Origin of the sequence: Bacillus sp. S3 (assembly GCF_005154805.1) — a bacterium.
In the GTDB taxonomy this organism is placed as follows: domain Bacteria; phylum Bacillota; class Bacilli; order Bacillales; family Cytobacillaceae; genus Neobacillus.
In genome coordinates this window covers 438,100-463,123 of the sequence record NZ_CP039727.1, presented here as the reverse complement: position 1 = coordinate 463,123, position 25,024 = coordinate 438,100, and the positions used below count along the sequence as shown (strand labels likewise).

General features: G+C 39.4%; 23 protein-coding genes. 5 read left to right on the top strand and 18 right to left on the bottom strand.

The window, feature by feature from the left end:
- Positions 1–183 precede the first annotated feature (183 nt).
- From FAY30_RS02200 to FAY30_RS02165, 8 genes are all read right to left on the bottom strand, one after another.
- Complete coding sequence (locus FAY30_RS02200; protein ID WP_149868355.1) at positions 184–2,130, bottom strand: InlB B-repeat-containing protein; 1,947 nt, start codon at positions 2,128–2,130, stop codon at positions 184–186.
- Between the two features lie 96 nt (positions 2,131–2,226).
- Complete coding sequence (locus FAY30_RS27760) at positions 2,227–2,301, bottom strand: hypothetical protein (RefSeq protein ID WP_263315356.1); 75 nt, start codon at positions 2,299–2,301, stop codon at positions 2,227–2,229.
- Positions 2,302–2,401: 100 nt separating this feature from the next.
- Positions 2,402–3,232 carry a carbohydrate ABC transporter permease gene (locus tag FAY30_RS02190; RefSeq protein WP_149868354.1) on the bottom strand — a complete coding sequence of 277 codons (831 nt, stop codon included), beginning with the start codon at positions 3,230–3,232 and terminating at the stop codon, positions 2,402–2,404.
- Positions 3,232–4,113: a carbohydrate ABC transporter permease gene (locus tag FAY30_RS02185; protein ID WP_190284790.1), complete on the bottom strand. Its 882-nt coding sequence runs from the start codon at positions 4,111–4,113 to the stop codon at positions 3,232–3,234. The genes FAY30_RS02190 and FAY30_RS02185 overlap by 1 nt, the downstream gene beginning before the upstream one ends.
- Positions 4,114–4,220: 107 nt before the next feature.
- Positions 4,221–5,492, bottom strand: a complete 1,272-nt coding sequence (locus tag FAY30_RS02180) for an ABC transporter substrate-binding protein (protein ID WP_149868352.1) — start codon at positions 5,490–5,492, stop codon at positions 4,221–4,223.
- Between the two features lie 161 nt (positions 5,493–5,653).
- Positions 5,654–7,162, bottom strand: a complete 1,509-nt coding sequence (locus FAY30_RS02175) for a glycoside hydrolase family 31 protein (protein ID WP_149868351.1) — start codon at positions 7,160–7,162, stop codon at positions 5,654–5,656.
- A 148-nt stretch (positions 7,163–7,310) separates the two neighbouring features.
- Positions 7,311–8,882, bottom strand: a complete 1,572-nt coding sequence (locus FAY30_RS02170) for a response regulator transcription factor (RefSeq protein WP_149868350.1) — start codon at positions 8,880–8,882, stop codon at positions 7,311–7,313.
- Between the two features lie 12 nt (positions 8,883–8,894).
- On the bottom strand, positions 8,895–10,583 hold the full coding sequence (locus FAY30_RS02165; RefSeq protein WP_190284789.1) for a sensor histidine kinase: 1,689 nt from the start codon (positions 10,581–10,583) through the stop codon (positions 8,895–8,897).
- Positions 10,584–10,946: 363 nt separating this feature from the next.
- Between FAY30_RS02165 and plsY the strand changes: the two genes are divergently transcribed.
- Positions 10,947–11,567, top strand: a complete 621-nt coding sequence (gene plsY, locus FAY30_RS02160; RefSeq protein ID WP_149868348.1) for a glycerol-3-phosphate 1-O-acyltransferase PlsY — start codon at positions 10,947–10,949, stop codon at positions 11,565–11,567.
- A gap of 221 nt (positions 11,568–11,788) precedes the next feature.
- On the opposite strand, the gene FAY30_RS02155 is transcribed toward plsY, so the two are convergent.
- Positions 11,789–12,343 carry a thioredoxin family protein gene (locus FAY30_RS02155; RefSeq protein ID WP_149872560.1) on the bottom strand — a complete coding sequence of 185 codons (555 nt, stop codon included), beginning with the start codon at positions 12,341–12,343 and terminating at the stop codon, positions 11,789–11,791.
- 223 nt (positions 12,344–12,566) lie between these two features.
- Here FAY30_RS02155 and putP point away from each other — a divergent pair, with 223 nt between their 5' ends.
- Both putP and FAY30_RS02145 read left to right on the top strand, forming a co-directional pair.
- Positions 12,567–14,060: a sodium/proline symporter PutP gene (gene putP, locus FAY30_RS02150; protein WP_149868347.1), complete on the top strand. Its 1,494-nt coding sequence runs from the start codon at positions 12,567–12,569 to the stop codon at positions 14,058–14,060.
- 141 nt (positions 14,061–14,201) lie between these two features.
- Positions 14,202–14,633, top strand: coding sequence for a VOC family protein (locus FAY30_RS02145; protein WP_149868346.1), 432 nt, complete (start codon positions 14,202–14,204; stop codon positions 14,631–14,633).
- Positions 14,634–15,169: 536 nt separating this feature from the next.
- Here FAY30_RS02145 and gatB read toward each other — a convergent pair.
- The 3 genes from gatB to gatC are packed head-to-tail and all read right to left on the bottom strand — an operon-like array spanning position 15,170 to position 18,371.
- The gene (gatB, locus tag FAY30_RS02140; RefSeq protein ID WP_149868345.1) at positions 15,170–16,597 is read right to left on the bottom strand and encodes an Asp-tRNA(Asn)/Glu-tRNA(Gln) amidotransferase subunit GatB; all 1,428 of its coding nucleotides are present in this window, start codon (positions 16,595–16,597) and stop codon (positions 15,170–15,172) included.
- A 12-nt stretch (positions 16,598–16,609) separates the two neighbouring features.
- The gene (gene gatA, locus FAY30_RS02135; RefSeq protein WP_149868344.1) at positions 16,610–18,067 is read right to left on the bottom strand and encodes an Asp-tRNA(Asn)/Glu-tRNA(Gln) amidotransferase subunit GatA; all 1,458 of its coding nucleotides are present in this window, start codon (positions 18,065–18,067) and stop codon (positions 16,610–16,612) included.
- Between the two features lie 4 nt (positions 18,068–18,071).
- Complete coding sequence (gene gatC / locus FAY30_RS02130; RefSeq protein WP_149868343.1) at positions 18,072–18,371, bottom strand: Asp-tRNA(Asn)/Glu-tRNA(Gln) amidotransferase subunit GatC; 300 nt, start codon at positions 18,369–18,371, stop codon at positions 18,072–18,074.
- 212 nt (positions 18,372–18,583) lie between these two features.
- Between gatC and FAY30_RS02125 the strand changes: the two genes are divergently transcribed.
- Positions 18,584–19,243, top strand: coding sequence for a lysozyme family protein (locus FAY30_RS02125; protein ID WP_149868342.1), 660 nt, complete (start codon positions 18,584–18,586; stop codon positions 19,241–19,243).
- A gap of 37 nt (positions 19,244–19,280) precedes the next feature.
- Here the strand turns inward: FAY30_RS02125 and FAY30_RS02120 are convergent, their stop codons facing one another.
- Positions 19,281–19,766, bottom strand: a complete 486-nt coding sequence (locus FAY30_RS02120; RefSeq protein WP_149868341.1) for a VanZ family protein — start codon at positions 19,764–19,766, stop codon at positions 19,281–19,283.
- 91 nt (positions 19,767–19,857) lie between these two features.
- Here FAY30_RS02120 and FAY30_RS02115 point away from each other — a divergent pair, with 91 nt between their 5' ends.
- Positions 19,858–20,316, top strand: a complete 459-nt coding sequence (locus tag FAY30_RS02115; RefSeq protein ID WP_149868340.1) for an OsmC family protein — start codon at positions 19,858–19,860, stop codon at positions 20,314–20,316.
- 131 nt (positions 20,317–20,447) lie between these two features.
- Here FAY30_RS02115 and fosM read toward each other — a convergent pair whose 3' ends face one another.
- The 5 genes from fosM to aceB form a co-directional block, all read right to left on the bottom strand.
- On the bottom strand, positions 20,448–20,870 hold the full coding sequence (fosM, locus tag FAY30_RS02110) for a FosM family fosfomycin resistance protein (protein WP_149868339.1): 423 nt from the start codon (positions 20,868–20,870) through the stop codon (positions 20,448–20,450).
- 17 nt (positions 20,871–20,887) lie between these two features.
- Entirely contained in the window at positions 20,888–21,235 is a 348-nt protein-coding gene (locus tag FAY30_RS02105; RefSeq protein WP_149868338.1) for a hypothetical protein, read from the bottom strand.
- Between the two features lie 115 nt (positions 21,236–21,350).
- On the bottom strand, positions 21,351–21,791 hold the full coding sequence (locus FAY30_RS02100) for a YueI family protein (protein ID WP_317845705.1): 441 nt from the start codon (positions 21,789–21,791) through the stop codon (positions 21,351–21,353).
- A gap of 262 nt (positions 21,792–22,053) precedes the next feature.
- Positions 22,054–23,337, bottom strand: coding sequence for an isocitrate lyase (gene aceA, locus FAY30_RS02095; RefSeq protein ID WP_149868336.1), 1,284 nt, complete (start codon positions 23,335–23,337; stop codon positions 22,054–22,056).
- 51 nt (positions 23,338–23,388) lie between these two features.
- Positions 23,389–24,981: a malate synthase A gene (gene aceB, locus FAY30_RS02090; protein WP_149868335.1), complete on the bottom strand. Its 1,593-nt coding sequence runs from the start codon at positions 24,979–24,981 to the stop codon at positions 23,389–23,391.
- Positions 24,982–25,024: the final 43 nt, after the last annotated feature.

The window sequence follows — 25,024 nt, the reverse complement described above, 5'->3', positions numbered from 1 at the left end:
AAAATGTTTTTTTGTTTTCTCAATCCTAACGTAATTGTCGATACCTGCATATGCATTCTACTGTTTATTTTTTCAAAACGGTGAATGTCACCCATTTCTAACAAGCACACAAAGGAGCAGGCGATTTACCTGCTCCTTTGTGTGCTTATTTTGTTCCATTTCATCGGTCGTCCAAGGAAAACTCTAATTAAATGCAATCTCGCGCATTGCTATTTTATTTTCCCATCTAAGTCCTACTTCCGTAATGATCATTTTAATTTTCGATGTTTCAAGAGAATCTATTTCAACTTTCAACGTTTCTCCGATTTCAGTATTTCCAGCAGCTGTCCAAGGAATACTATATTCCTTATCGTGATTTACCCAACTATTCGTTTTCGAATCCCATGCTGCCAGCTTAAACTTTTTAATTCCCTGATCCTGTCCAAAGTTTGTAGTAAATGAAATAGAATGTAACGTAACATTCTTATTAAAGTTATACTGAATATTTACTTCTTTATCATTTGGTAACTGATTAGAGGCAAATCTAAATTCTCCACTGTTGCTTTCCAGATTACTATCAAACAGTTTCGCCAATTCAGTTTGACTGTTTGCCACTCCTAGGTTTTCACTCGTATACGGAGGTGGTGGAGGTGGCGTTGTCACCGCAATTTGTAATGTTGGATTTGTTATACCTGCAACTTTATTTAGATTTGGAAGGATTCCATTCTTTGTAATCGATTCTCCATTATTTAACTTTACTAAATCTTCCTGTGTAATCGGATCCCATTTTACAAACTCTTGTGTGATAACACCGTCATTCCATGTCACATTGACATAGGATTTTGTATTTGGTAAGTTGGGCTCCGTATATACTTCTCCCTCATGTCCGTTCACACTTGAAGTATATTGTTTGAGAGCCGCCTGTCCCTTCAGAACTGTTACCATTGAATCCTCAACATGTACCACTTTCAGTTGTTTTTTTGATAATTCCTTCTGACCGTTAGAAAGCTTTTTATAAACTCTTACATAATCAATATCAAAAGAGTTTGGATAGGGCATCCATTCCCATGGACCCGTCCATCCGCCTGCTCGTTTCTCATACTGAGAGAATAATTGAATCATAGGATAGTCGATATTTACGTTTTTACTTCCTACTTCTTTTCCATCGACATAAAATACAAGTTTATCAGGATATGCACCTGCACCCGTACCATTTTGCCAATCCATTCCAAATGTATGCCATTCATCATGGAAGTTTGCTTGGGCATTTATAAATGTCTCTCCCTGATCTTTAACAGCAAAAGCATCTTTATCTTTCCAACCATGAAATGCTCTCGGAACCGCAGTCTGTTGGTTTCCTAGAATCTCAAAGATATCAATCTCTGCTGAGTGCTCTTCTCTATCCTCAAACCCTAACAACCACCATGCAGAATGCCTTGATGAGCCAGCTTGACCCTTTGCCCGGATCTCATAATACCCATATTGATTAATATGTGTTAACTGAGTATCAACAGGATTACGCACTACATTGGTACCATTCCAATTATGAAGTCCATTTCTATTTCCCGTTGTAAATCCACTTACCCGAGTTTCCCCATCATACTCCGGAGCCCATCCAGGTGTATCTTCTTTCACTTGTAGGTTCATAACTCCATTATTTATTTTGTAAATGGGTTTAGCGAATTCAGGGGTCCTTGTCCAAGATGACAAATATTGGTCCACCCATAATGTTGAATCTAATTTTCCATTAGCATTATTAAATTCCTCATCAAATATTAACCGATATCCATCCTTTTTTACTGGACTTGGCGGTGTATGTTTTCCCCATTTTGCTACAAGGGTTATATCTTGGTCAGGTTGAAACGGAAAGATTACCTCATATTTGTTACTTTGACCATTGTACCACCCAAGGAAGTCATACCCCTCCTTTTTCATTTTTGAAAAAGGTACTTTTTTCTCCTTAAGCTTTTTACCCTTCACTATTTTGACTTGTTTTACTTCCTGGCCATTGGCAGGATCAAATGTAATCACAAATTTTTTAGATTCAGTTGTCTCACCAAAGGCTTTATTAGTTAGCACACCCATACTACTAATATTCAGAACAACTAGCGTGACCAAAATGATACTAATAAACTTTTTTATCTTCGTCATGTTATCATATCCTCCCTCTATAAATGCATCACAAGACTGAGAAACAAAGATTAAATTTTCCTGGATCGTTATCTAACTTGTGCAACACAACCGCCGTTAACGATTAGATGGAAATTCACTTTTATTATGAAATAATGAGCGACTGAACATTTCAGTTTCAATTAGGAGTATAAAATCAGTATCTAAATTTAATTCTCTAGCTCTTAAAAGGATTCAATTAATAATTCGTCTGAAAGTCCATACATACCATTATTCACCCCCTCATGATTCATTAGCCTTTCACGGATCCCGCTACAACACCATCGATTACACGTTTTTGCATAAGGATATAGAAAACAACTAATGGAAGTGTTGACATCACAAGCATTGGAAAGAATGATGTCCAGTCTGTTGAAAATGGCCCTACATTTTTATACACTTCCTGCAGTAGAACGGCTTTTTCCGGTGACTGCAAGAATAATAATGGAGTAAGGAAGTCATTCCAAATGGCTAATGTATTTAATATGACAACCGTAGAAATAATTGGCTTCAACAACGGAAAGATGATTAACCAAAAGGTTCTAAAGGTTCCACAACCGTCCATAAATGCAGCTTCTTCCAATTCAATTGGGACGGTATTAATAAAACCTCGTAATAGAAAAATAGACAATGGAAGATTAATACAGAAAACACTGACTAAAATGACCCCGAGGTGCGTATTCATCAAGTGTAATCCAGAAATAATCTGATACAACGGGACAATAGCAATCTGAAATGGTATGATCAATCCTACCAAAAAGATGGAATACATCATTTTAATGATTTTCTTCTTACTTCTAGCGATTACGTAGGCAGCCATCGTTGCAAAGAAAACCAGCAGGATGACAGCTACACCCGTAATGATTACGTTATTCTTAAATGCCTGAAGATAATTCATGGCATCTAAGGCTTTGGCATAGTTTACAAATGTCAAACTTTTAGGCAAGCCCAAAGGACTTGCAGCTGCCTCTGAAGGAGATTTAAACGTGGTAATAATCAAATAATAAATAGGCAGGAACACCAGAGCACTGATTGAAATAAGTCCCATACGGTAAAAAGTCTTTCCTATTAGTTTATTTTTCATTAAGAGATCTTCCTTTCCCACTTATTTAGGAAAGTAATGACAATTCGCGATAATACAAAAACGGCTATAAAAAATACCACCGCAAGAGCAGATGCATAGGCGTTTCTGCCGCTATTGAACCCTTCCCGAATCAATGTAGTCATGATGGTTTCCGTTGCATATCCTGGTCCGCCTTTGGTCATCGCGAAAATAACATCAAACACCTTCATTCCGCCAATAAGACTCATTAGAACATTGAAGGATACAGCAGGGTATAATAGTGGTAATGTTACAGAAAAGAATTTCCTGATCTTCCCTGCCCCATCAATCTCTGCTGCTTCGTAAAGAGCAGAATCAATACTTTTTAAGTTTGCTATATAAATGACCATCGACCATCCGGCCCATTGCCATACTTGGGTTCCTAAAACGGAATATAACGCAATCTTTGAATCTCCCAGCCAATTCACTGGATTTCCACCAAAAAATTGAATCATATTATTCAATAACCCGTAATCTGCCGAAGTCATAATATACTGAAATAGGAAACCAACAACTAAAATGCTTAGTACAGCCGGTAAAAAGACGACTGATTTTACAAAATTGGCTCCTGCCGTTTTTTTATTCAAAAATACCGCTAGTAAGATCGCAATAACATTTTGCAAAATGGTAATTAATACAGCATACTGCAAGGTATGTTTGATGGCGGCGACTGTTTTTGTATCTTGAAAAAGAAGCTTGTAATTATCCAATCCAGTAAATTGAAGTGTCGTATTATACACAGACCAATTTGTAAAACTATAGAAAAAACTCATCGCCGTAGGTACAATAAAAAGAAACATAAATCCAATAAATGCTGGAAGGATCATCAACATAAAGATCCGTTCTCGTTGCTTGCTGTACATTTTAATCCTCCCTGCTCCTAGAAAAATGGTTATCATGAAAAAAGGCGGAAAATGGAGAGAACCCCATTTTCCAATTAATGTTCAATCTTAACTATATAAAAACAGTTTTATTGTAACGTCTTTCTTAAATTGTCATTGGTATCATCCGCATCCTGCAGTGCTTGTTTTACCGTCTTTGTACCAGCCAACACCTCTTGCAAGGATTTCCCATAAGCTTCAACTACTGGGTTCCCGGAGGTCCAAACTGCTGTCCATGGAGCGTATACATTCCCTGCTTTAAAGGCACCTTCACTATCCTGATAGATATCACCTAAATCTACTTCAACACCTTTTAGGAAGGAACTGCCGGCATTATCTTTTACAAGTGCCTTCTGTGCCTCTTCTGTTGCTGTTACTTCTAATACTTTTAGTGCTTCATCAATGTGTTTTGACTTAGCATTAATGGCCAAAGCAGAACCAGGTCCGCCAATCAGCCAGCCATCGCCCTCTTTTTTACCTGGGATTGGAAACATTCCTAGCTCCATATCTGGATTTTTCTCAAGGATGGTTTGTACTGCCCATGGACCACTTTCCCACATTGCTGCTTTTCCTGTTGCAAATTGATCTAATGCCTGATCATAGCTAAGCCCCAGCATATCTTTTGTCAATATTTTTTCGTCTATGACCCTAGACCACTCTTTTACAGATGCTAGCCATTCTTCTGCTAATTTTGCTTTGCCCTCGTTAAACTTATCATCAAAATCTTTATTTTCTTTATCTGCATAAAACTCATTGTTAACTAGACCAATACTCTGTTTCATCATTGGTTCCCAAGATTGAGCACCCATAACCTGTGGTTTAACCCCATTTTTAGATAACTCTTTACTAATAGAAACGAATTCATCCCACGTCTTTGGTACTTCAATATTATTTTCTTTAAAGATCGCCTTATTATAGAAGATTCCTTCAAACCAAGATTGTAATGGTGTTGCATAAACCTTTCCATCTATTGAATATGGCTTAAGACCTGGTTCCACATACTTTGATGAAAATTCTTTATCTGTCAAATCCAATAGGTAATTCGCTTTTGCTAAGAGCTTTGCTTCCCCGCCTACTTCAATGATGTCTGGGCCTTCCCCGGCCTGGAGCTGTGAATTCAAGACATTGTTAAAATTGTCAAGTGGCACAAACTCAAAATTGATCTCAACATTCGGCAGCTTCTCGTCTAATAATTTTAAATATGTCGCTCTTGTAGACTCGGCGTTATACCCCATCACCCGAAGTTTTACGACCTTTTCTCCTTCAACCTTCTTATTTGTTTCTGATTTACTTGAACAACCTACTAAACTGCCTGCTACCATAGAAGCACACAGCAGCAATGAAATCGCTTTCCCCTTCATATAAATGCCCCCTGTTATTTGTGATAGGTATATTGTATAAGTTTCTTTATAGGCTATAAATAAGCTATATTACGGTTCTTATATAAAAAAAATACTATTTATTCACTTGAATAAATAGTATCTTTCTATTTCTCCTATTTTTCTATCACAATATTACGCTTCTATGCCCTTTCAAGAATAATCGGTATTCCCTGTGTACTGGAAAAGGCACGATATTCTCCTAAACTATGGATCAATTCTTCTCCATATTTCCAATCGCCTTTCGGCACGTATACATCCTTTCCTGCTGCCCCTTTTTCACTAACAGGTGCGACAAGAATATGACTTCCGAGCATAAACTGATCGACAATCTTTTCAACCGGCTCATCAGGGAATTCATATATCATATAACGAATAATAGGTTCTCCTGTTTCTTTTGCATGTAAAACCAACTGTTCAATAATATCTTGATAGTTCTTTCGTGTTTGAACGCTTCGGAGTATATGTTCAAAATGAGTCTTGTCCAGCACTCGATAAGGTGCTGCAGAGAACTGCATGGATGGCATCAGACAAGCAATTTCACTGTGCCTTACAAAAAGTTCGGGGTCTAATGCCCCTTCGGAGAGATGAAGGAAATTAAGGTATTCGCCCCCGCCGATCATATCTGGACAGCTAAACGGATGACCCGTAATTCCTTGTAAGAGACTATTTGGGATTAACGCTTTAATTCCTGAATCTCCCCATGAATGCTCTTTATCACATAACCGCTGAAGTAAGGACATGCCCCCTGCCTTAAAGGTGACCCGGTATTCATTAAATGAATATTTCTCACCAAACTTTGCCCATAATAAAGACTGTTCATCCGGTGTAACATTTCCGTACGTCTCATTATCTTCCTTGTAATAAATGCTATCGCCGCCATCAAACTTAAACCCATCTACACCTAAATCACACAAACGGCCTAATTGTTCGTTCATCCATACAATCGTGTCAGGATTTGAAAAATCCAAAACTGCCGAATGGCCATTCCACCATTCCGTGATAAATGGTTTCCCATCTTTATTTCTGACAAGTAATTGTTTATCCCTAGTCTCCCGGTACTCTACAGTATCAGGAGTTATAAAAGGACTAAGCCAAAGCATCACATGAAATCCTTGGTCATGAAGCTTTTGAATCATTTCTTTTGGATTTGGAAATTTCTCCTTATTAAACGTCCATTTCCCATAGTAGTCTGACCAGCCATCATCAATCATGAGGACGCCTGCAGGTAAACCATTGGCTATAATATCCTCCGCGTATGTTAAGATATCCTTTTCATTTTGATTAAATGTCAGCTCAATCCAGCTATTATAAATTGGGGATCGAAATAATTCCATATTGAGTCCATTCATAGTAAAAGGAAAATACTTTGACATCGCACTTAAATAAGCACCCTTTATATTCTGGTATCCTTCACCTACCACTATGTCCTTATCAATCTCAATCATTCCTCGATTAAATGTAACAACAAATCCCTTATCCCACCATAGATATCGGCCTTTCGTTGACAGAAATAACGGCATGGATTGATTGGGTGTCTGATTAATCCGTAAATCAATCTCACGAAAATCTTCCTCTCCAATAGGCTCGATTATTCCTTCATGTACGTAACCACCGTACCAATATTCACGTTCCAACATCTTTATTTTCATTAGTGTTCCCTCCTAGGATTACCGGCTGCCAGGAAAAGTAATTTTTTTATGTATGAGTTAGCGGCAGTACTACATCCGGATTTCCTCCCACTATATAAAAGATTTAATCATAACAAAAGCGATAAAATTATGGATTTCTACTATAATATTACTGCTTCTGTTTCCGTTTCCGAAATTCATTTGGTGTCATGGATTCGTATTTTTTAAATAGCATTGAAAAATAGCTAGGGTTATCATAGCCAACTTGAAAGGATATTTCATAATTCTTCATATCGGTTTCTAGTAAAAGCTCCTTTGCTTTTTCTAGTCTTAGCTCTGTCAGATACTGCCACAGACTAATTCCTACTTCTCGTTTGAAAAGATAGCAAAAGTAATTTTTGCTAACTGAAATTTGATTGCATATATCTTCAAGTGACAGACTTACATTATAATGACTTTCTAATATTTTTATACTATCCTCTACTAGTTGGCTATATTTCCCTTTAACCTCCTTTTTTTGATTGAGCGTTTCCTCCATCCTATGCCACATAAAATCCTGAAGACTATTGATCGACTTTAATTTCAACAGGTCTTGATAGGAAATAGATAAAATCTCCATCATTTTCTCCGTTTTCTTACTTTTTGCTGAAATTGCCTTTTTCAAAATCAATATCATTTCAAAACAAATTTCATAGATATGGTTTAACTCAAATGGATTCATACTTTTAGATAATTGAAATATTTCATTTACTATTTTTTCTGCGTTTGTTAAATCTTTTAGTTTTAATGCTTCTTCCACTTCTTTTGCTAATGTACGACTTTGGATTTCCTTAAAATCATCCTTTTTGCAATTATACCCATATCCTAGAATATCTTCCGTATCAAGGTAAAAATTGTAGCGGCATAAAAGTTTGATTTGTTTATATTGGAGTGGTAAATTCATCAATCCATTGACAGTATCACTAAAACACGCTTTTACATTTATATTGAAATGATTCTTTAGGATCAATAACATTTCTTTGCTAAGAGTAACAAGTTCCTCCTGCTCTATGTCAGAAAGTAAGATGACCCAGGAATTTTCTTCAAATTCAAAAAGAATATTTTTATAGTCTTTAAGTTTATCCTCCATGACGTGAATAATATAACTCATCTGCATTGATTCAATACTTTGCATCGTAACAAATTCATCCATCGTATTGTGATTTATTTCGAACATGAGGATATGATATCGTTCAAAATTAAAATGGTAGCCATCTTGAAGCTTCATAATATGTTGAGAATGAACTCCCGTTTTCATATAGGACCGAAGCTCCATTTTTTTTAGTTGTGATTCACTTTTATCAATAATTCTTCTTTGCTCTTTTTCACCATCCATTTTTTCTGAAACTTTTTTCAGGGCATCATGCAATTCTTGCTCATCAATCGGTTTTAAAATATAATCGGAACAACCCATTTTCATCGCAGTTTGGATATTCGAAAAATCACCATAGGCACTTACCAGAATAATCTCTGTTTGTTTATTAATAGCCCTTACCTTTTTTATAAACTCCATTCCTGTCATGTTAGGCATTTGTATGTCCGTGATGATAATATGAGGCTCGTGCTTTAAATAGGCATTGTATGCTTCCAATCCATCTTGTGCGTATCCTACCAAATCTAAATTGAACCTTTCCCAATCAATGAGGCTCTGTAACATACGAATTGTCAGTATTTCATCATCTACCAATAGTACTCTAAACATGTATATCTCCCCTTAGCTAATAGATGGAAGAGTGATTATAACGCTTGTACCCTTTTGAATCTTGGAAATAAGTTTTACTCCATATGCATCCCCAAACTCGCTCTTGATCCGCTGATTTACATTAAGCAATCCTATACTTTTTAGCGCTGAATAAGTGTCTTTATACGTTAATTCCTCATTAATCCTCTTTACTAATTCATCTTCCATACCCATTCCATTATCTGTAACAATAATGCATATATCCGACTGATCCTTTTCAATAATAATGTTTAGAACTCCTGTTTCCTGATCCTTAAATCCATGTATTAGAGCATTCTCAACTAATGGCTGAACAATTAATTTAGGAACCCTTTCATTTTTCAATTCTTTTTCACAATGTATAGAGTAGAAGATTTTATTATCAAATCGGATATTTTGAATCATCATATAATGTTCCGTATATTGCAGTTCTGTCTCAATTGCCACTTTCTCATAAGGCTGATAGACGGAATAAGATAATATTTTTCCTAATAATGTACTTAATTTTGAAATCTTCTCTACTTCTCCATTTAGCGAAAGCGCTTTAATCGATTGTAATACATTATTTAAAAAATGTGGATTAATCTGATTTTGAAGGGCTCGCATCTGTTCTTTTGAGAGTTTCTTCTGTTCGAGCAATACCTCATCAGATAGCTTCAGCATATTTTGAATCATGTTTTCTGCCGTTCGGGAAAGCATCGAAATTTCTTCACTGCTATTCTTTTCAAACGTAACCGAATAGTCACCATTGGCAATTTTATTAAAACTTCTAATTAACTGATTGACGGGATTCAAAATCGTTTTTGAAATAACCCCGGAAACAATGGCAATAATGATAGCTGATAGAAAAATCATTCCCAAGATAAACAAAAAAACAGTCCTTTTCGTGTCCTGGATTCCTTTTAAGCTTTTGATCCCTAATATGTTCCAACCTGTAGTATTCGTGGTATTTCTAACCACCAATAAATCATCTTCTCCCCAACCCCTGCTTTTTACCAGGAAAGCTTCTTCCCCCTTCCTGTAATTCCGCTTTATTTCCTCTATTTGCCGATTCGATACACCCGCCAAGTCTGATAAATGAATCCACTCAGTACCATTATTAATGACTAGCTGGACCCCATTTTCTCCTGTATTTGCTAGAAGGATAGAGGAAATATCAACATCACATAACAGATATGAATTATTTTTGAAATCATACGATACCTTATTTTGGATAGGTGTGACCATCGATATAGTATCTTCCCGTTCCCCATTCAACAGATAGTCCGTAGGATGAAATCCAGAAAAGTAACTGCCGCTAATGGAAACCTTTCCTATATTCTTTAAGCTATTAAACCATTTTTGTCTTGCAAAATCGTAATCTTCCTTTACGTTTCCTTTATAGGAATATAATCCTTTTTGATTACTTCCAATGATCACGGCATTCTTAATATACGGCATGATTTTAAGTTGTTGTAATTTCTCATCTACGTTTCGTTGATTATATAATTCAATCGAATAATCAATTTCCTTTACTTGATTTCGATAGGCGACCGCTGTCCTTACATCTTGATCACTCACGATAAGCCGGGCAACATTCTGTAAACTGCTAAAATACTTATCCAACAAACTTATATTTGATTCGACTGTATTTCTTAAATATTGGTAACTCTGTTCCTGATAACGCTCATTACTATACTGCATAATAATAATCCCTATCAGTATTATCATGAAAAAAAAAATTAGTGAAAAATACGTCTTAATTTTATATTCCAAGGTATTTCTCTTCTTCATCCATATGGTTCCTTTCTTTTATCTAACTAAATTTATTCTACTTTATTTATCTATTTGCATGCATTTGGCATATATTATAACAAATGCAAGCAGGGTATTAAGAACTAAGGAATATCTTCTCTTTTTCTAGCATAGCTATTAGCAATATGCCCTAAAATTGTCTCATGATTGGCATTCCGATACTTCTTAATAATGGAAATACAAAAAAATGATACCATCTAATTATGATAGAATACTAATGGAAAGGTAAATATTTCAAAGGGGGTAATTCATTTGTTCTGGGTGCTTCTTCTTGCTTCCTATTTGATTGGAAGCATTCCAACTGCCCTAATCGTAGGCAAGCTGGTCTTCGGGGTCGATATCCGTGACCACGGCAGCAAAAATCCCGGTGCCACCAACACCTTGAGGGTTCTCGGTAAGAAATCAGCTATGTTTGTCCTGCTTATCGATTTGGCAAAAGGAGCCTTGGCTGCGTACCTGCCAATTCATTTTAACCTTAATGCAGAACCACTTTATTTTGGACTTATGGCCGTTCTTGGCCATTGCTTCCCCATTTTTGCTGGTTTCAGAGGTGGAAAGGCGATTGCCACAACCGCTGGTGCACTTTTAATTACAAACCTTCCCTTACTTGTCATTGCCTATGTAAGCTTCTTTTTGGTTATCTTTTTATCAAAATATGTGTTTTTCGGTTCCATCTCTGTTGGCCTAAGCATGCTTATCTATGATTTTATTTCTCCAAAGCTCAATTTTGAACTTATCTTTTTATTATTCTCGTTATTTTTAATTTATCTGCACCGCTCGAACATCCGCAACTTCATCCTTGGCATCGAACCGAAGATAAATGACAAAAACTTAATTAACGATCGAATCCCGCCAAAAAACAGCGGTTTTTAGGAAAAGCGGAAGCGCCCTGGTCAGCGGCGTATGGCCTGGAGCGCTCCAACTGAGATAAAGGAAACACGATGAGCCGGAGGCGAATCGATGTTGACTTATCGTAGGGCGGAGAGCGAAGGACATTAGCCGCTAGGGCGCTGGAGCTAGACATTTCTCAAGTCGAAACTTATAAATCCTTATATTTTAAAAAAATCCCGGCGGAAACTTCCACCGGGATTTTTTTATTTTACTAGCGCAGCGATAATACTGTTCGCAACGGTCTGCCAAATGTTCGAATCTACTAGATATTCCGCCCGAAGCTGCTTATACACTTCCATTTGTTTCTCCTGAAAATCCGCCGCATCCTTATCCGGCAGCGCTGCCCGTCTTTCCATCACAAGCGCCTGCATTTCAGCCGCCCTTGGGCCCCATACAGCCGCCTCACTGCCATCCTCTTTTATAAAAATAAAGATAGGAATCGCACGTGACGTGCCATTCGTCAAGTATTGATCCATTAACTCGAGATTTTGATCACGAAGCACAAAACGCAGTTCTATACCCGCCGCCTCCGCTACCCGCATCAAAATAGGGTTATTCAGCAGTGCATCACCGCACCAATCCTCGGTCAGTACAATTCCACGAAGATTTTGTGCCTGGATTGCTTCAAGCTTCATTTTGTCACCAGCACTTAAAGAAAATTTCTCATAGATCGAAAGCATTTCCTCTTTATTTTGCTTCATCGAATTGATGTACTCTTCCGCAGTCAATCCTTTTTGAAACCAACTATTCAACTCCATCCACACTGCACCTCTTTCATTTTCTTTTATGATAATCGTTTCGACCACACGTTACAAAAGAACTGCTTCATTCATTCTTCTTTATTATTGTACAAGCATTATTTCCTATTTTAAAAAAGCAATATTTTTACACTAGAAAAAGTACAGCGTAATTGATAGAATATTTTATATATAGGAAATATTATTGTAATTATTTTCTATTGATAACAAAGGGGGTAAATATATGTCCGATGTTTCACTGCAACTGGTTTCAATTGGAGTATATATCGCAATGATGTTATTTATCGGCTGGTATTCCTATCGAAAAACAAGCAATCTAACGGATTACATGCTTGGGGGAAGGTCATTAGGACCTGCAGTAACTGCCTTAAGTGCTGGCGCTGCCGACATGAGCGGCTGGCTATTAATGGGCTTGCCCGGCGGAATTTATGTAACCGGTTTAGCTGATGCCTGGATTGCCATAGGTCTAACAATCGGTGCTTATCTAAACTGGCTCTTAGTTGCACCACGTCTGCGCTCGTACACTCAGGTTGCCAATGATTCGATCACGATTCCAAGCTACCTTGAGAACCGCTTTAAAGACAAATCGAAACTACTCCGTATCGTTTCAGGTATTGTTATTCTTATTTTCTTTACTTTCTATGTATCATCGGGGATGGTTTCTGGAGCAGTATTTTTCGAAAGCTCATTCGGAACAAGCTACCATACGGGTCTTTATATCGTAGGCGGTGTGGTTGTTGCCTACACCTTATTTGGCGGGTTCCTGGCAGTAAGTTATACCGATTTTATTCAAGGATTAATGATGCTGATTGCCCTATTACTCGTTCCAGCAATCGGAATATTCAGCACTGGCGGACCTGCTGAAACGTTTGATACCATTCGGGCAATTGACCCTGCAAGACTAGACTTATTAAAAGGGACAACGGTAATTGGAATTATCTCAGCAATGGCATGGGGGCTTGGCTATTTTGGCCAGCCGCATATTATTGTCCGCTTTATGGCCATCAAAACAATTAAAGAAACAAAGAGCGCCCGTCGTATTGGCATGAGCTGGATGATTATCTCACTTGTGGGCACCATCTTTACTGGATTAATTGGGATCGCTTATTTCCATAATAATCCTCAGCATGTTTTAGAAAATCCTGAAGCCGTCTTTATAGAATTAAGTCAGATTTTATTCCATCCTATTTTTGCAGGATTTGCATTGGCTGCAATTCTAGCAGCGATTATGAGTACGATTTCTTCACAACTGATCGTAACATCGAGTGCCCTGGTTGAAGATTTATACAAAGTCGTCATGAATAAAGAGGCAAAGGATCAGCATCTTGTTTTCTTAGGAAGAATGGCAGTCCTTCTTGTTGCGATCGTTGCATCAGCACTTGCTTTCAAACAAAATAGCACTATTTTAGATCTGGTTGCCTATGCATGGGCAGGCTTCGGCGCCTCCTTTGGCCCGATCATTTTATTAAGTCTATTTTGGAAAAGGATTACGAACTGGGGCGCCCTGTTCGGCATGATCGTCGGTGCTGTTACCGTCATCGTCTGGAAAAATGGCGACCTTGGTACGGTCTTTTTCGGTGAATCACTCTATGAAATCGTTCCGGGCTTTATCCTCAACCTGATTGTAGCTGTTGTTGTCAGCTTAATCACGTATAAGAAAAATGAAGCGATCGAGAAGGAATTTGATGAAAGTGTCCGCCTTTTAAAACAAGAATAGTAACATTAGAAATGCTCGAATTTTCAATTGAAAAATTCGAGCGTTTTTTATTTAAATCCAACAGCGTCCCCTTCAAGGAGGATATTCAAAAACACATAAAGAACAATAAAAGGAAAAGATCTTTAATGGGGGTATAGAATCATGGTTCCACAGAGAGTAAGCTTGCTCACAATAGGTGCATTTGATTTACCTGTTTTACGTGCATTTTACAAATCGCTGGGCTGGGAAGAAACTGAATTTAGCTCTAATCAATACGCGGTCTTTAAGACAGCAGGTGTCCTGCTATCACTGTTTCCGATTGCAGAGTTAGCCAAGGACGCGGGCATTGATCTGCCGCAATCCCCCGAAACCTATCGGGCTGTGACCTTCGCGATAAACGTGGAGAAACCGGCGCAAGTTGACTCAACCATTGAGGAAATACGTGAAGCCGGAGGGAAAATATTGCGCGAACCAAGTGATGCCTTTTGGGGCGGACGCACTGCCTATTTTGCCGACCCTGAAAACAATCTATGGGAGGTAGCTTGGAATCCAAGCTCTGTCTTTGATGAACGCGGGGCGATGATTGCGTTTTAATTCTAAGGAGAGGGTATCTAAGGGCTTATTAGATACCTCTTTTTTTGTTTTCAGTGGTATCTAATTTCTAAATAACCTGTAAAAACATGCCTTTTTCCCTTTTTTTTACAGGCCATAATTCAACAAATATTTTAGTAATTTTAATAACTAAAGCCCGTTATATCAATATTATAACCAATTTCAAACAAACGATTGTTTGGTAAAAAATATACCAATCAAATGTTTGTTTGAATCCGTAACTAAGCCTTTGATTAAAGGGATTATCCCAGAAAATGATTGCAAATACTGTCGAAATTAGAGCTCCATTCTTCGCTTTATCCGCAATCCCTGGCGAACAACTGCCCTTCTCGACTCATCTTACACTCTTCGACAAGGACTTCTATATTTTACTTTCAATTAAACGTTTGTTTGAAAACAGGCCGAATCCTTATACCATATAGCTTTTTCCCGGGAAATTGAAACAAAGAATGTCGAAATTCGCTCGACTTTTTTCCCAATAAAAAAGCTGGCAGAGTAGCTTCTGCCAGCTTTCATTTTTATCGCTTTTGTAATTCCTGCTGTAATAATTTATTAACCATTTGCGGATTGGCTTGTCCCTTGGTCGCCTTCATCAATTGTCCAACAAGGAATCCTACCGCTTTATTTTTCCCATCCTTGAAATCTTCAATCGATTTCGGGTTGGCATCGAGCACTTCTGCGATAATTTTCAAAAGAGTCCCTTCATCAGAAATTTGTACGAGACCTTTTTCCTTCACAATTTTCTCGGCATCGCCACCGTTTTCGATTAATTCCAGAAAAACTGTTTTCGCGATTTTCGATGAAATTGTACCGTTTTCGATCAGCTTAATCATTCCGGCAAGTCCTTCTGGCGTTAACGCAATCTGATCAAGCTCCTTTGACTCTGCATTCAAATAAGCAGAAACATCACCCATAATCCAGTTCGAAGCAAGCTTTGCATCGGCGCCGCCACCTACCGTCGCCTCAAAGAAATCAGCCATTTCCTTCGTAACTGTCAATACCTTAGCGTCATACACAGGTAAGCCAAGGTCTTCTATATAGCGCTTTTGCCGAGCATCAGGAAGCTCAGGGATTTCCGCACGAATACGAGCTTTCCAATCCTCATCAATATAGATATCGAGTAAGTCCGGTTCCGGGAAGTACCGGTAATCATCCGAACCTTCCTTCACCCTCATGAGCAACGTCGCACCAGTGGACTCATCGAAACGACGGGTTTCCTGCTCAATGACTCCACCTGCTGAAACAACTTCTCTTTGGCGTTTTTCTTCATACTCAAGGCCTTTTCGGACAAAGTTGAACGAGTTTAGGTTTTTCAATTCCGTTTTGGTACCGAATTCCTCTTGTCCCAGCGGACGAATTGAAATATTGGCGTCACAACGGAGTGAGCCCTCTTCCATTTTACAATCGGAAACGCCTGTGTATTGAATGATGGACTTTAATTTTTCAAGATAGGCATAGGCTTCATCAGGGGTACGGATGTCAGGCTCCGAAACAATTTCAACAAGTGGCGTCCCTTGGCGGTTGTAATCAACCAAAGAATAACCCTTGCCATGGTTCAGCTTACCGGCATCCTCTTCCAAATGGATTCTCGTAATCCCAATCCGTTTCGTATAGCCATTTACCTCAATCTCAATCCAGCCATGCTCGCCAATAGGCTTGTCAAATTGTGAGATTTGGTAAGCCTTTGGATTATCGGGGTAAAAATAGTTTTTACGGTCAAATTTCGTATGGCTGGCAACTTCACAGTTTAGCGCCATAGCCGCTTTCATCCCGAATTCAACGGCCTTTTTATTAAGGACAGGCAAGACCCCTGGGTATCCTAGGTCAATGACACTTGTATTCGTATTTGGCTCAGCACCAAAATGGTTTGGGCTTGCTGAGAAAATTTTTGAATCTGTTTTTAATTCGACATGGACTTCAAGTCCAATCACTGTTTCAAATTCCATTGTTTTCACCCCCTACAATTCCGGCTTTTGTTTATGGAAATTAGTTGCCTGCTCAAACGCATGGGCTACACGGTAAATGGCTGCTTCGTCAAAATACTTGCCGATTACTTGTAATCCTAACGGCAGACCCGCATCAAAGCCACATGGAACGGATATCCCCGGCAAACCTGCAAGATTCAAAGGAATCGTTAAAATATCATTCGCGTACATTGTTAACGGATCCTCGATGTTTTCACCAATTTTAAAAGCTGGAGTTGGCGTTGTCGGCCCAACGATTACATCGTATTTGGCAAACACATCCTCAAAATCCTTCTTAATCAAAGTCCGAACCTGCTGTGCTTTTTTATAATAAGCATCATAATAACCTGAGCTTAACGCAAACGTTCCGAGCATAATGCGGCGTTTGACTTCATCGCCGAAGCCTTCTGCACGGGACTTTTTATATAAATCGATCAAACTTTCTGGATCTGGTGTCCGGTAACCGTAACGCACACCGTCGAAACGGGCTAAGTTCGCTGACGCTTCTGATGAGGAAAGCAGATAATAGGCTGCAAGAGCATACTTAGAATGTGGCAAAGAAACCTCTTCCCATACTGCACCAAGACCTTCAAGTACCTTTAACGCATCTAACACCGATTGACGAACGGCCTCACTGACACCTTCACCAAGATATTCTTTTGGCACCGCGATTTTCAGACCCTTTACGTTACCTGTTAAGGCACTTGCAAAGTTCGGAACATCCACATTCGCTGAAGTCGAATCCATTGGATCAAGACCAGAAATAGCCTGTAATAAATATGCATTGTCTTCAACGGTTCTCGTAATCGGTCCGATTTGATCAAGTGATGAAGCGAAGGCAACTAATCCAAAACGGGAAACGCGGCCATATGTTGGCTTCATTCCAACCACACCGCAGAAGGAAGCGGGCTGGCGAATGGAACCGCCCGTATCAGAGCCTAATGAAAATAGTACTTCTCCAGCCGCGACCGCTGCCGCTGAACCGCCTGAAGAACCCCCTGGCACTCTGTCAAGAGCCCATGGATTACGGGTCTTTTTAAATGCTGAGTTTTCATTTGAAGAACCCATTGCAAACTCGTCCATATTTAGCTTTCCGATTGTCACCGTTTCTGCCTGCTGCAGCTTTTGCACAACTGTTGCGTCATAAATCGGATCAAAATTTTCGAGGATCTTACTCGCACAAGTTGTTCGTAAGCCTTTAGTGACAATATTGTCCTTTACGCCGATTGGCATTCCGAATAATAATCCTTTTTCTGCGCCTGTATTTACCTTTTCATCAAATACCTTTGCGGATTTTCTAGCTTGTTCTTCATCCAACTTTAAAAAAGCCTGGACCTTGTCCTCGACTTGACCAATCCGCTTATATGATTCATCGACTAAATCTGTTACTTTTAGTTCTTTTTTATGTATTAGTTCATGAAGGTCTGAGACCTTATAATCAAATAAACTCATCTTATTAATCCTCCTTTCCCATTATGTTCGGTACTTTAATTTGTCCGTCCTGATGTTCCGGTGCATTTTTCAGTACCTCTTCCCGCGGCAATCCTTGCTGTGGAACATCCTCACGTAAGACATTTTTCATATCAAGCACATGGTATGTAGGCTCCACATTTTCCGTATCCAATTCATTTAATTGCTCAGCAAACGTAATGATGGCATCGAGCTGTTTTGTGAACTTTTCTGTTTCTTCTTCCGAGATTGCCAATCGCGCTAGATTGGCAACATGCTTCACTTGTTCCTCTGAAATTCGTGACATTATCCATAACCCCCAATCCCAATGTTATTTTACTATTGATAATATCAAACTTTTCCGCTTTACCGCAATGATTCCTTCTTCAGTATGGGCAATAGTTTGTATTTTTAGATTACTTTTATTGAATTGAGCCTCTATTTAAACGTTTATCACTGACTTTGCTTTAACAAACCATTATAATAGTCCATGCAGAATTGATTTAGGAGAGTTTATTAATGAAAAAACGAAGACGGAAGAAGTTCAGAACCTTTTTCGTGCTGTTTATTATATTTTGTGGTTTGGCGATGTTTCAACATTATTTTCAAAAACAAAATTCCCTTCCCCAAATAGTAAAAAATGATCCATTTGCTGATGTAAAAAAATATAGCCCGCAGATTTACGATGAATTAGCAAAATATCAGCTTGAGGAACACACCCCCGTCCTAGTTGCCTTGATGCAGCAGGAAAGCCACGGAAAAGGCGGGGATCCTATGCAGGCATCAGAATCTGCCGGTCTACCAAGGAACACAATCACAGACCCAAAGCAAAGTATCGAGGCTGGAGTAAAACATTTTCAAAGAGTATTAACCTATGGAAATCAGAAAAAGGTGGATTTCTCCACAATTATTCAAGCTTATAACATGGGGAGCGGATATATCGATTATGTAGCGCAGCACGGCGGCAAACATAGCGAGGAACTGGCGAAGGAATACTCACTCCTCCGCGCAAAAGAAAAGCCAACCCTTTATAATTGCGGCGGCGATAAAGATAATTTTCGCTATCCTTATTGTTATGGCGATTTTACCTACAGCACAAAGGTAGTGAAAAACATGAAATTGTTGGCTGATAGTATTCCAGTAAATGCTAGTGAAAAACCAACCAATGGCTCCTTTTAGAGAGCGCATTGGTTGGTTTTTTTATATTATTTTACCCCTAAAAGGCCTTTTCTTTATTTTTCGATTGGATCAACAAGAAAACAATTTTAATAGGCAGGTACCCCAATATCCCGCCAATGGTATTCAAAATCAAATCATCCACATCAAAGCTGCCAAATTCAAATACTAGCTGCAATAGTTCGAACGTCAGGCTTAAGCTAAAGGTGGCAACGGTTATAGCGCCAAGCTTTTGAAACTTTTTCGCCAGTAATGGTAAGATAAATCCGAAGGGCATAAAACCGATGATATTCCCTGCTACATTCTCAATCCGGATATTTAAATTGATATCTGCTAAAAACAGATAAAAATAGATGGTTTTAAAGGGGACGAAATTATTTGATCGCCAGTGGTATTCATCATAGGTAAAGTTAAAGTGATTAATAATTTCAGATAACGGGATGTATTTAAACAAAATTAATTTTGAAAGAATCGCTAAATATAAAAGAAGAATTAGAAACATGGTCATTTTAAAGATAATTTTCATTTATCACTGCTCCATTTTAAACATATCAAAATAACCATACCATATTTTCCAAATGACGTGGGAGCAAAACTAGAATTGGAGGAAATTTAACATGGCAGAACATATTTTCCACTTAAAAGCCAACTGGCCGGGATTACGGAACGATGTTGGGGAAATCGAGGCCGAGAATTTAAAAACTAAAGTCTCCATACCGCCGGAAATGGACGGACCCGGTGTCGGCACCAATCCCGATGAGATGCTGCTTGGGGCCGCGGCAACCTGCTATATCATTACCCTTGCGGCGATGATGGAACGCAGCGGTCTTGAGAAGGTAGGTTTAACAATGGAATCTGAGGGAATTGTTGATGTAACTAGAGGAGTTATAACCTATAAAAAAATTATCCACCGCCCTCGTATTGTCTTGAAGCCTGGAGCTACTGAAAAAGATGTTGAAATAACGGGGCGGCTTGCTAAAAAGGCGGAAACATCCTGTATGATTAGCCGCGCTGTTCAAGGGAATGTGATTGTTGAACTGGACGCGACGGTGGAGATAGCAAATATATTGGGCTAGGGCTTCATGAGGACAGTTTCGGCTCCTGGTTGACGAGTTTTGTCCTCATGAACGCCTCATGAGGGCAATTTCAGCTCTTGCTCGACGTTTAATGTCCCCATGAACACTCACCTAAAAACTTAGTCCCTTTTTCAATTGTAAATATCCATATACCCTTTTTCCTGCTTATAAAAATCCATTCGATCTTGTAATGTTCCTGTATGAAACTCAAATTTATGCCCATCCGGGTCGGTGAAATAAATTGATTTTTTATCCCTTTCATCTCTTGTCCGTCCAGGCAAAATATTGACATTCAATCTCTTTAGTTTCTCAACCATTTTTGAAAAGTCCGCTTCTTCGATTGAAAATGCAATATGAGTATACGACTGGTTTATTTCATTACGAGGGATGTCTTTTTCTAGATTAAGAGCAAGCCACAGGCCATTTAAATCAAAATAGGCAGTGCTTCTCCCCTTCACCAAAAGCTTCGCATCAAACACATTCTGATAAAATTCTATCGATTGATCCAAATTGGAAACGGAAAATAGTAAATGGTTTATTCCTTTTATCGTCATACTCTCACCTTTTTAAATTAATATTCCTTCCGTAGCTCAGCATTCTGCTGCGCCCAAAGTAACAGCTTTGTTTTTTCAAAATATAGATTACCTTCTACCGTAATATAAGGCAGCATCACACCTTCAAACCCTCCATTTATCTCCAAATCCTTTTTTTCACTAGCGATAATCATTTTCAATTCTTCGGATGAAAAACCGAGAAATTTCGACACACCTTCTAAATCAAGCATGACACTACCTTCCACTGCATCTTTATTTATTGGCTCGGTTGAAGCGGGTAAAGCTTTAAAAGCAATTAGAGAACAGCCAATAATTATTCCTAGAGAGATGATTAGTGATGACAGCCATAGTGATTTTTGATTCAAGAGCTCTTCCCCCATTTATGCATTTGTATTATCTTAATCTTACGACAATTACGCGCCGTTTTGTCTTAAAAAAATAAAAAATGTGCAATTCTGAATTGAATCACACACTTCTCATTTACCATTTAAATATCTTTGAAAATAGTCCCTTTTTTTCCTGAGGCATTTCTAGGTTTGGCGCTTTTTTTGTGATGAAAATTTCCTCTTTGTCAATCGCGTGGGGCATGGCTAATAGTAAGCCAATTTCCGTGTCGTGCTCTTTATTTGTGACGATCTTATGATCAATCTTTCGTTTCGTAGCCAATTTAACATACTTTGATAATTCCTCATAGCTCATGTTTCCATTTAGAAAAAGTTGTGCCCCTGGATTTTCCTTCATCGACTGCTCAATTTGCGGATAAACTGCTGCTTCAGCCACCTGGTCCTTATACAGAGCAACAATGATTCGTTCTCTAATCGTCCCTAAGTATTTACGCCGTTCATCCGGTTTTGTTTCTAAAGTGCCATATATGCCTTGCTGCAAGACCTCGTCAACGGTAGGTTTCTTCAAAAAAATCATCTCCATTTAAAGGCTACTATTATCTATGATCATACCCTAAAAAGTGTTCCAAACCAAAATTACGAATCGGGATGGGGGGAGAAATGGCTATACGACAGTAAACTCGGCTGGTCGGATAGTAAACCTATGTTATCCGACAGTAAAAACAGTCTATCCGATAATAACCACAGCTTATTCGACAGTAACCCCGCCTACACACCTTCCGATATCCTCTTAACCCAAAAAATCCTCCTCTCCAAATCGGAGAGAAGGATACTGATCATTATTTAGAACCTGTGAATTGTTCTTCTTCCGTAGAACCCTTCAGGGCTGTTGTTGAAGATGTTCCACCTGTAATCACCATTGATACTTGATCAAAGTAGCCTGTTCCAACTTCACGCTGGTGGCGTGTAGCAGTGTAACCATATTGCTCGCTGTCGAACTCCGCTTGCTGCAATTCAGAATATGCCGCCATGCCGCGCTCTTTGTAGCCGCGGGCAAGTTCGAACATGCCGTGGTTCAATGCATGGAAACCGGCAAGGGTAACGAATTGGAATTTGTAGCCCATTTTACCAAGCTCTTGTTGGAATGTGGCAATTGTTTCTTGATCGAGTTTCTTTTTCCAGTTGAAAGATGGTGAACAGTTGTAAGCCAATAGTTTGCCAGGGAACTGCTCATGAATCGCTTCGGCAAATTGTCTTGCCTCCTCAATATTCGGCTCAGAAGTTTCACACCAGATAAGGTCGGCATATGGTGCGTAAGCTAAACCGCGGGCAATCGCTTGATCAATTCCGGCTTTCACACGGAAAAATCCTTCCGGTGTCCGTTCGCCAGTAATGAACGGGGCATCATTCATATCGATATCACTTGTAATTAAATCAGCAGCATTAGCATCCGTACGAGCAACTAATACAGTTGGAACACCCATAACATCGGCAGCCAAGCGGGCAGCAATCAAGTTGCGAACCGCCGTTTGTGTTGGCAGCAATACTTTACCGCCTAAGTGGCCGCACTTTTTCTCAGATGATAGCTGGTCTTCAAAGTGAACCCCTGACGCACCGGATTCAATCATGCCTTTCATCAATTCAAAGCAGTTTAGCTGTCCGCCAAAGCCTGCCTCGGCATCGGCAACAATCGGAGCGAACCAATCGATAGAGTCATCACCCTCTGAATGCGTGATTTGGTCTGCACGCTGAAGGGCTTGGTTAATGCGCTTGACAACACTTGGCACGCTGTTTGCTGGATATAAGCTTTGGTCGGGATACATATGACCGGAAAGGTTGGCATCGGCCGCAACCTGCCAGCCGCTTAGGTAGATCGCTTTCAAGCCTGCTTTTACTTGCTGAACAGCTTGATTTCCCGTTAGGGCACCTAGGGCATTAATATACTCTTCCTCATGTAACAGTTTCCATAGTTTTTCAGAGCCTTTGCGAGCCAACGTATGCTCAATGTCAATCGAACCGCGCAGCTTGATTACATCTTCTGCCGTGTATGGTCGTGTAATCCCCTTCCAACGGCTATCCATTTCCCAGCTTTCTTGTAATTGGTCTACTCTTGAATTTGTCATTTTAAAATCCTCCTATCAATCTATTAAAATTTTTTTTAAAATAAACGCTTTTTAAAGTTGCTCATATCCAGGTAGTGTTAAAAAATCTACAAACTCATTATTGATAATTAACTCGTCATATAGTTGAACTGCCTCATCAAACCGGCCATTCTCAAAGCCTAGTGCCCCAATTTCCCGTTTGATTCTTTCTAGTTCCTCATCCTTTAATTGCTCATACATTTCCACGGTTACTTTCCTTCCGTCATCTAAAACGCCTTTCGGATGGCGGATCCATTGCCAAAGCTGGGCACGGGAAATTTCAGCCGTTGCCGCATCCTCCATTAAGTTATAAATGGGTGCCGCGCCTCTGCCGGATAACCACGAAGCTACATATTGAATCCCAACATTGATATTGGTGCGGACACCCGCTTCAGTAATTGTTCCGCCCGGTACCTCAAGCAAGTCTTGCGCTGTAACGGTAATTTTCTGTTGTTTCGCGGTGTGAATTTGATTCGGCGTTGGCATTTCGCGGTCGAACACTTCCATTGCCACAGGCACTAGTCCTGGATGTGCGACCCATGTGCCGTCATGACCGTCACGTGCTTCCCGTTCTTTATCAGCGCGGACTTTCGCAAAGGCTTCTTCGTTTGCCTGCGGATTATTTTTCACCGGAATTTGTGCAGCCATTCCGCCCATTGCCGGTGCCTTGCGGCGATGACAGGTTTGAATTGTAAGTAATGAGTATGAGCGCATGAATGGTGAAGTCATCGTGACTTGAGCGCGATCCGGTAAAATGACATCCTTTTGGGTGCGCAGTTTTTTAATAAAGCTGAAAATATAATCCCATCGGCCGCAGTTTAAGCCGGCTGAGTGTTCCTTTAACTCATATAGAATCTCATCCATTTCAAACGCCGCCATGATGGTTTCGATTAATACCGTAGCTTTGATTGTTCCTTGTGAGATTCCAAGCTTTTCTTGTGCATAAACAAACACATCGTTCCAAAGCCGGGCTTCTAAATGGCTTTCCAGTTTTGGAAGGTAGAAGTAAGGGCCTGTGCCTCTTGCCAGCAGATTTTTTACATTATGGAAAAAGTAAAGCCCGAAGTCGAAGAAGCTTCCCGAGATAGGCTTGCCATCTAATCGCACGTGCTTTTCCTCAAGATGCAGTCCGCGCGGTCTTGGGATTAGGACTGCTGTTTCTTCATTTAACACATATTTTTTTCCATTTGGGTTTTCAAACGAAATCGTCCGATTTACTGCATCCCGTAAGTTGATTTGTCCTTCGACGGCATTTTCCCATGTCGGTGAAGTGGCGTCCTCGAAATCAGCCATAAACAATTTTGCCCCTGAATTTAAGGCATTAATAACCATTTTCCTGTCAGTCGGCCCGGTAATTTCTACGCGGCGGTCTTGAAGGTCTTTTGGCAGCGGGGCCACCGTCCATTCCCCAGTGCGAATATACTTTGTTTCAGGAAGGAAATCAGGTAGTTTACCGTTATCAATTTCCTCTTGGCGTTTTTGTCTGTACTGTAACAGTTCAATTCTTCTCTCACCAAAATTACGCTCCAATTCTTCAATAAAATTTAAAGCCTCTGGTGTTAAAATCTCATCGTACTGGGCCTTCAATGCCCCAACCACTTCAATACCTGTCGTTTGCGTCGACATGAACTAGATCACCTCTTTGTTATAATACAGTAACTGTCCTCGT

What these genes read in the sequence shown, in the direction of transcription:
- FAY30_RS02200 (WP_149868355.1), bottom strand. Translation starts at nt 2,130, where the DNA reads ATGACGAAGATAAAAAAGTTTATTAGTATCATTTTGGTCACGCTAGTT.
- FAY30_RS02190 (WP_149868354.1), bottom strand. Translation starts at nt 3,232, where the DNA reads ATGAAAAATAAACTAATAGGAAAGACTTTTTACCGTATGGGACTTATT.
- FAY30_RS02185 (WP_190284790.1), bottom strand. Translation starts at nt 4,113, where the DNA reads ATGTACAGCAAGCAACGAGAACGGATCTTTATGTTGATGATCCTTCCA.
- FAY30_RS02180 (WP_149868352.1), bottom strand. Translation starts at nt 5,492, where the DNA reads ATGAAGGGGAAAGCGATTTCATTGCTGCTGTGTGCTTCTATGGTAGCA.
- FAY30_RS02175 (WP_149868351.1), bottom strand. Translation starts at nt 7,162, where the DNA reads ATGAAAATAAAGATGTTGGAACGTGAATATTGGTACGGTGGTTACGTA.
- FAY30_RS02170 (WP_149868350.1), bottom strand. Translation starts at nt 8,882, where the DNA reads ATGTTTAGAGTACTATTGGTAGATGATGAAATACTGACAATTCGTATG.
- FAY30_RS02165 (WP_190284789.1), bottom strand. Translation starts at nt 10,583, where the DNA reads ATGCAGTATAGTAATGAGCGTTATCAGGAACAGAGTTACCAATATTTA.
- FAY30_RS02155 (WP_149872560.1), bottom strand. Translation starts at nt 12,343, where the DNA reads ATGGAGTTGAATAGTTGGTTTCAAAAAGGATTGACTGCGGAAGAGTAC.
- putP (WP_149868347.1), top strand. Translation starts at nt 12,567, where the DNA reads ATGTCCGATGTTTCACTGCAACTGGTTTCAATTGGAGTATATATCGCA.
- FAY30_RS02145 (WP_149868346.1), top strand. Translation starts at nt 14,202, where the DNA reads ATGGTTCCACAGAGAGTAAGCTTGCTCACAATAGGTGCATTTGATTTA.
- gatB (WP_149868345.1), bottom strand. Translation starts at nt 16,597, where the DNA reads ATGGAATTTGAAACAGTGATTGGACTTGAAGTCCATGTCGAATTAAAA.
- gatA (WP_149868344.1), bottom strand. Translation starts at nt 18,067, where the DNA reads ATGAGTTTATTTGATTATAAGGTCTCAGACCTTCATGAACTAATACAT.
- gatC (WP_149868343.1), bottom strand. Translation starts at nt 18,371, where the DNA reads ATGTCACGAATTTCAGAGGAACAAGTGAAGCATGTTGCCAATCTAGCG.
- FAY30_RS02125 (WP_149868342.1), top strand. Translation starts at nt 18,584, where the DNA reads ATGAAAAAACGAAGACGGAAGAAGTTCAGAACCTTTTTCGTGCTGTTT.
- FAY30_RS02120 (WP_149868341.1), bottom strand. Translation starts at nt 19,766, where the DNA reads ATGAAAATTATCTTTAAAATGACCATGTTTCTAATTCTTCTTTTATAT.
- FAY30_RS02115 (WP_149868340.1), top strand. Translation starts at nt 19,858, where the DNA reads ATGGCAGAACATATTTTCCACTTAAAAGCCAACTGGCCGGGATTACGG.
- fosM (WP_149868339.1), bottom strand. Translation starts at nt 20,870, where the DNA reads ATGACGATAAAAGGAATAAACCATTTACTATTTTCCGTTTCCAATTTG.
- FAY30_RS02100 (WP_317845705.1), bottom strand. Translation starts at nt 21,791, where the DNA reads ATGATTTTTTTGAAGAAACCTACCGTTGACGAGGTCTTGCAGCAAGGC.
- aceA (WP_149868336.1), bottom strand. Translation starts at nt 23,337, where the DNA reads ATGACAAATTCAAGAGTAGACCAATTACAAGAAAGCTGGGAAATGGAT.
- aceB (WP_149868335.1), bottom strand. Translation starts at nt 24,981, where the DNA reads ATGTCGACGCAAACGACAGGTATTGAAGTGGTTGGGGCATTGAAGGCC.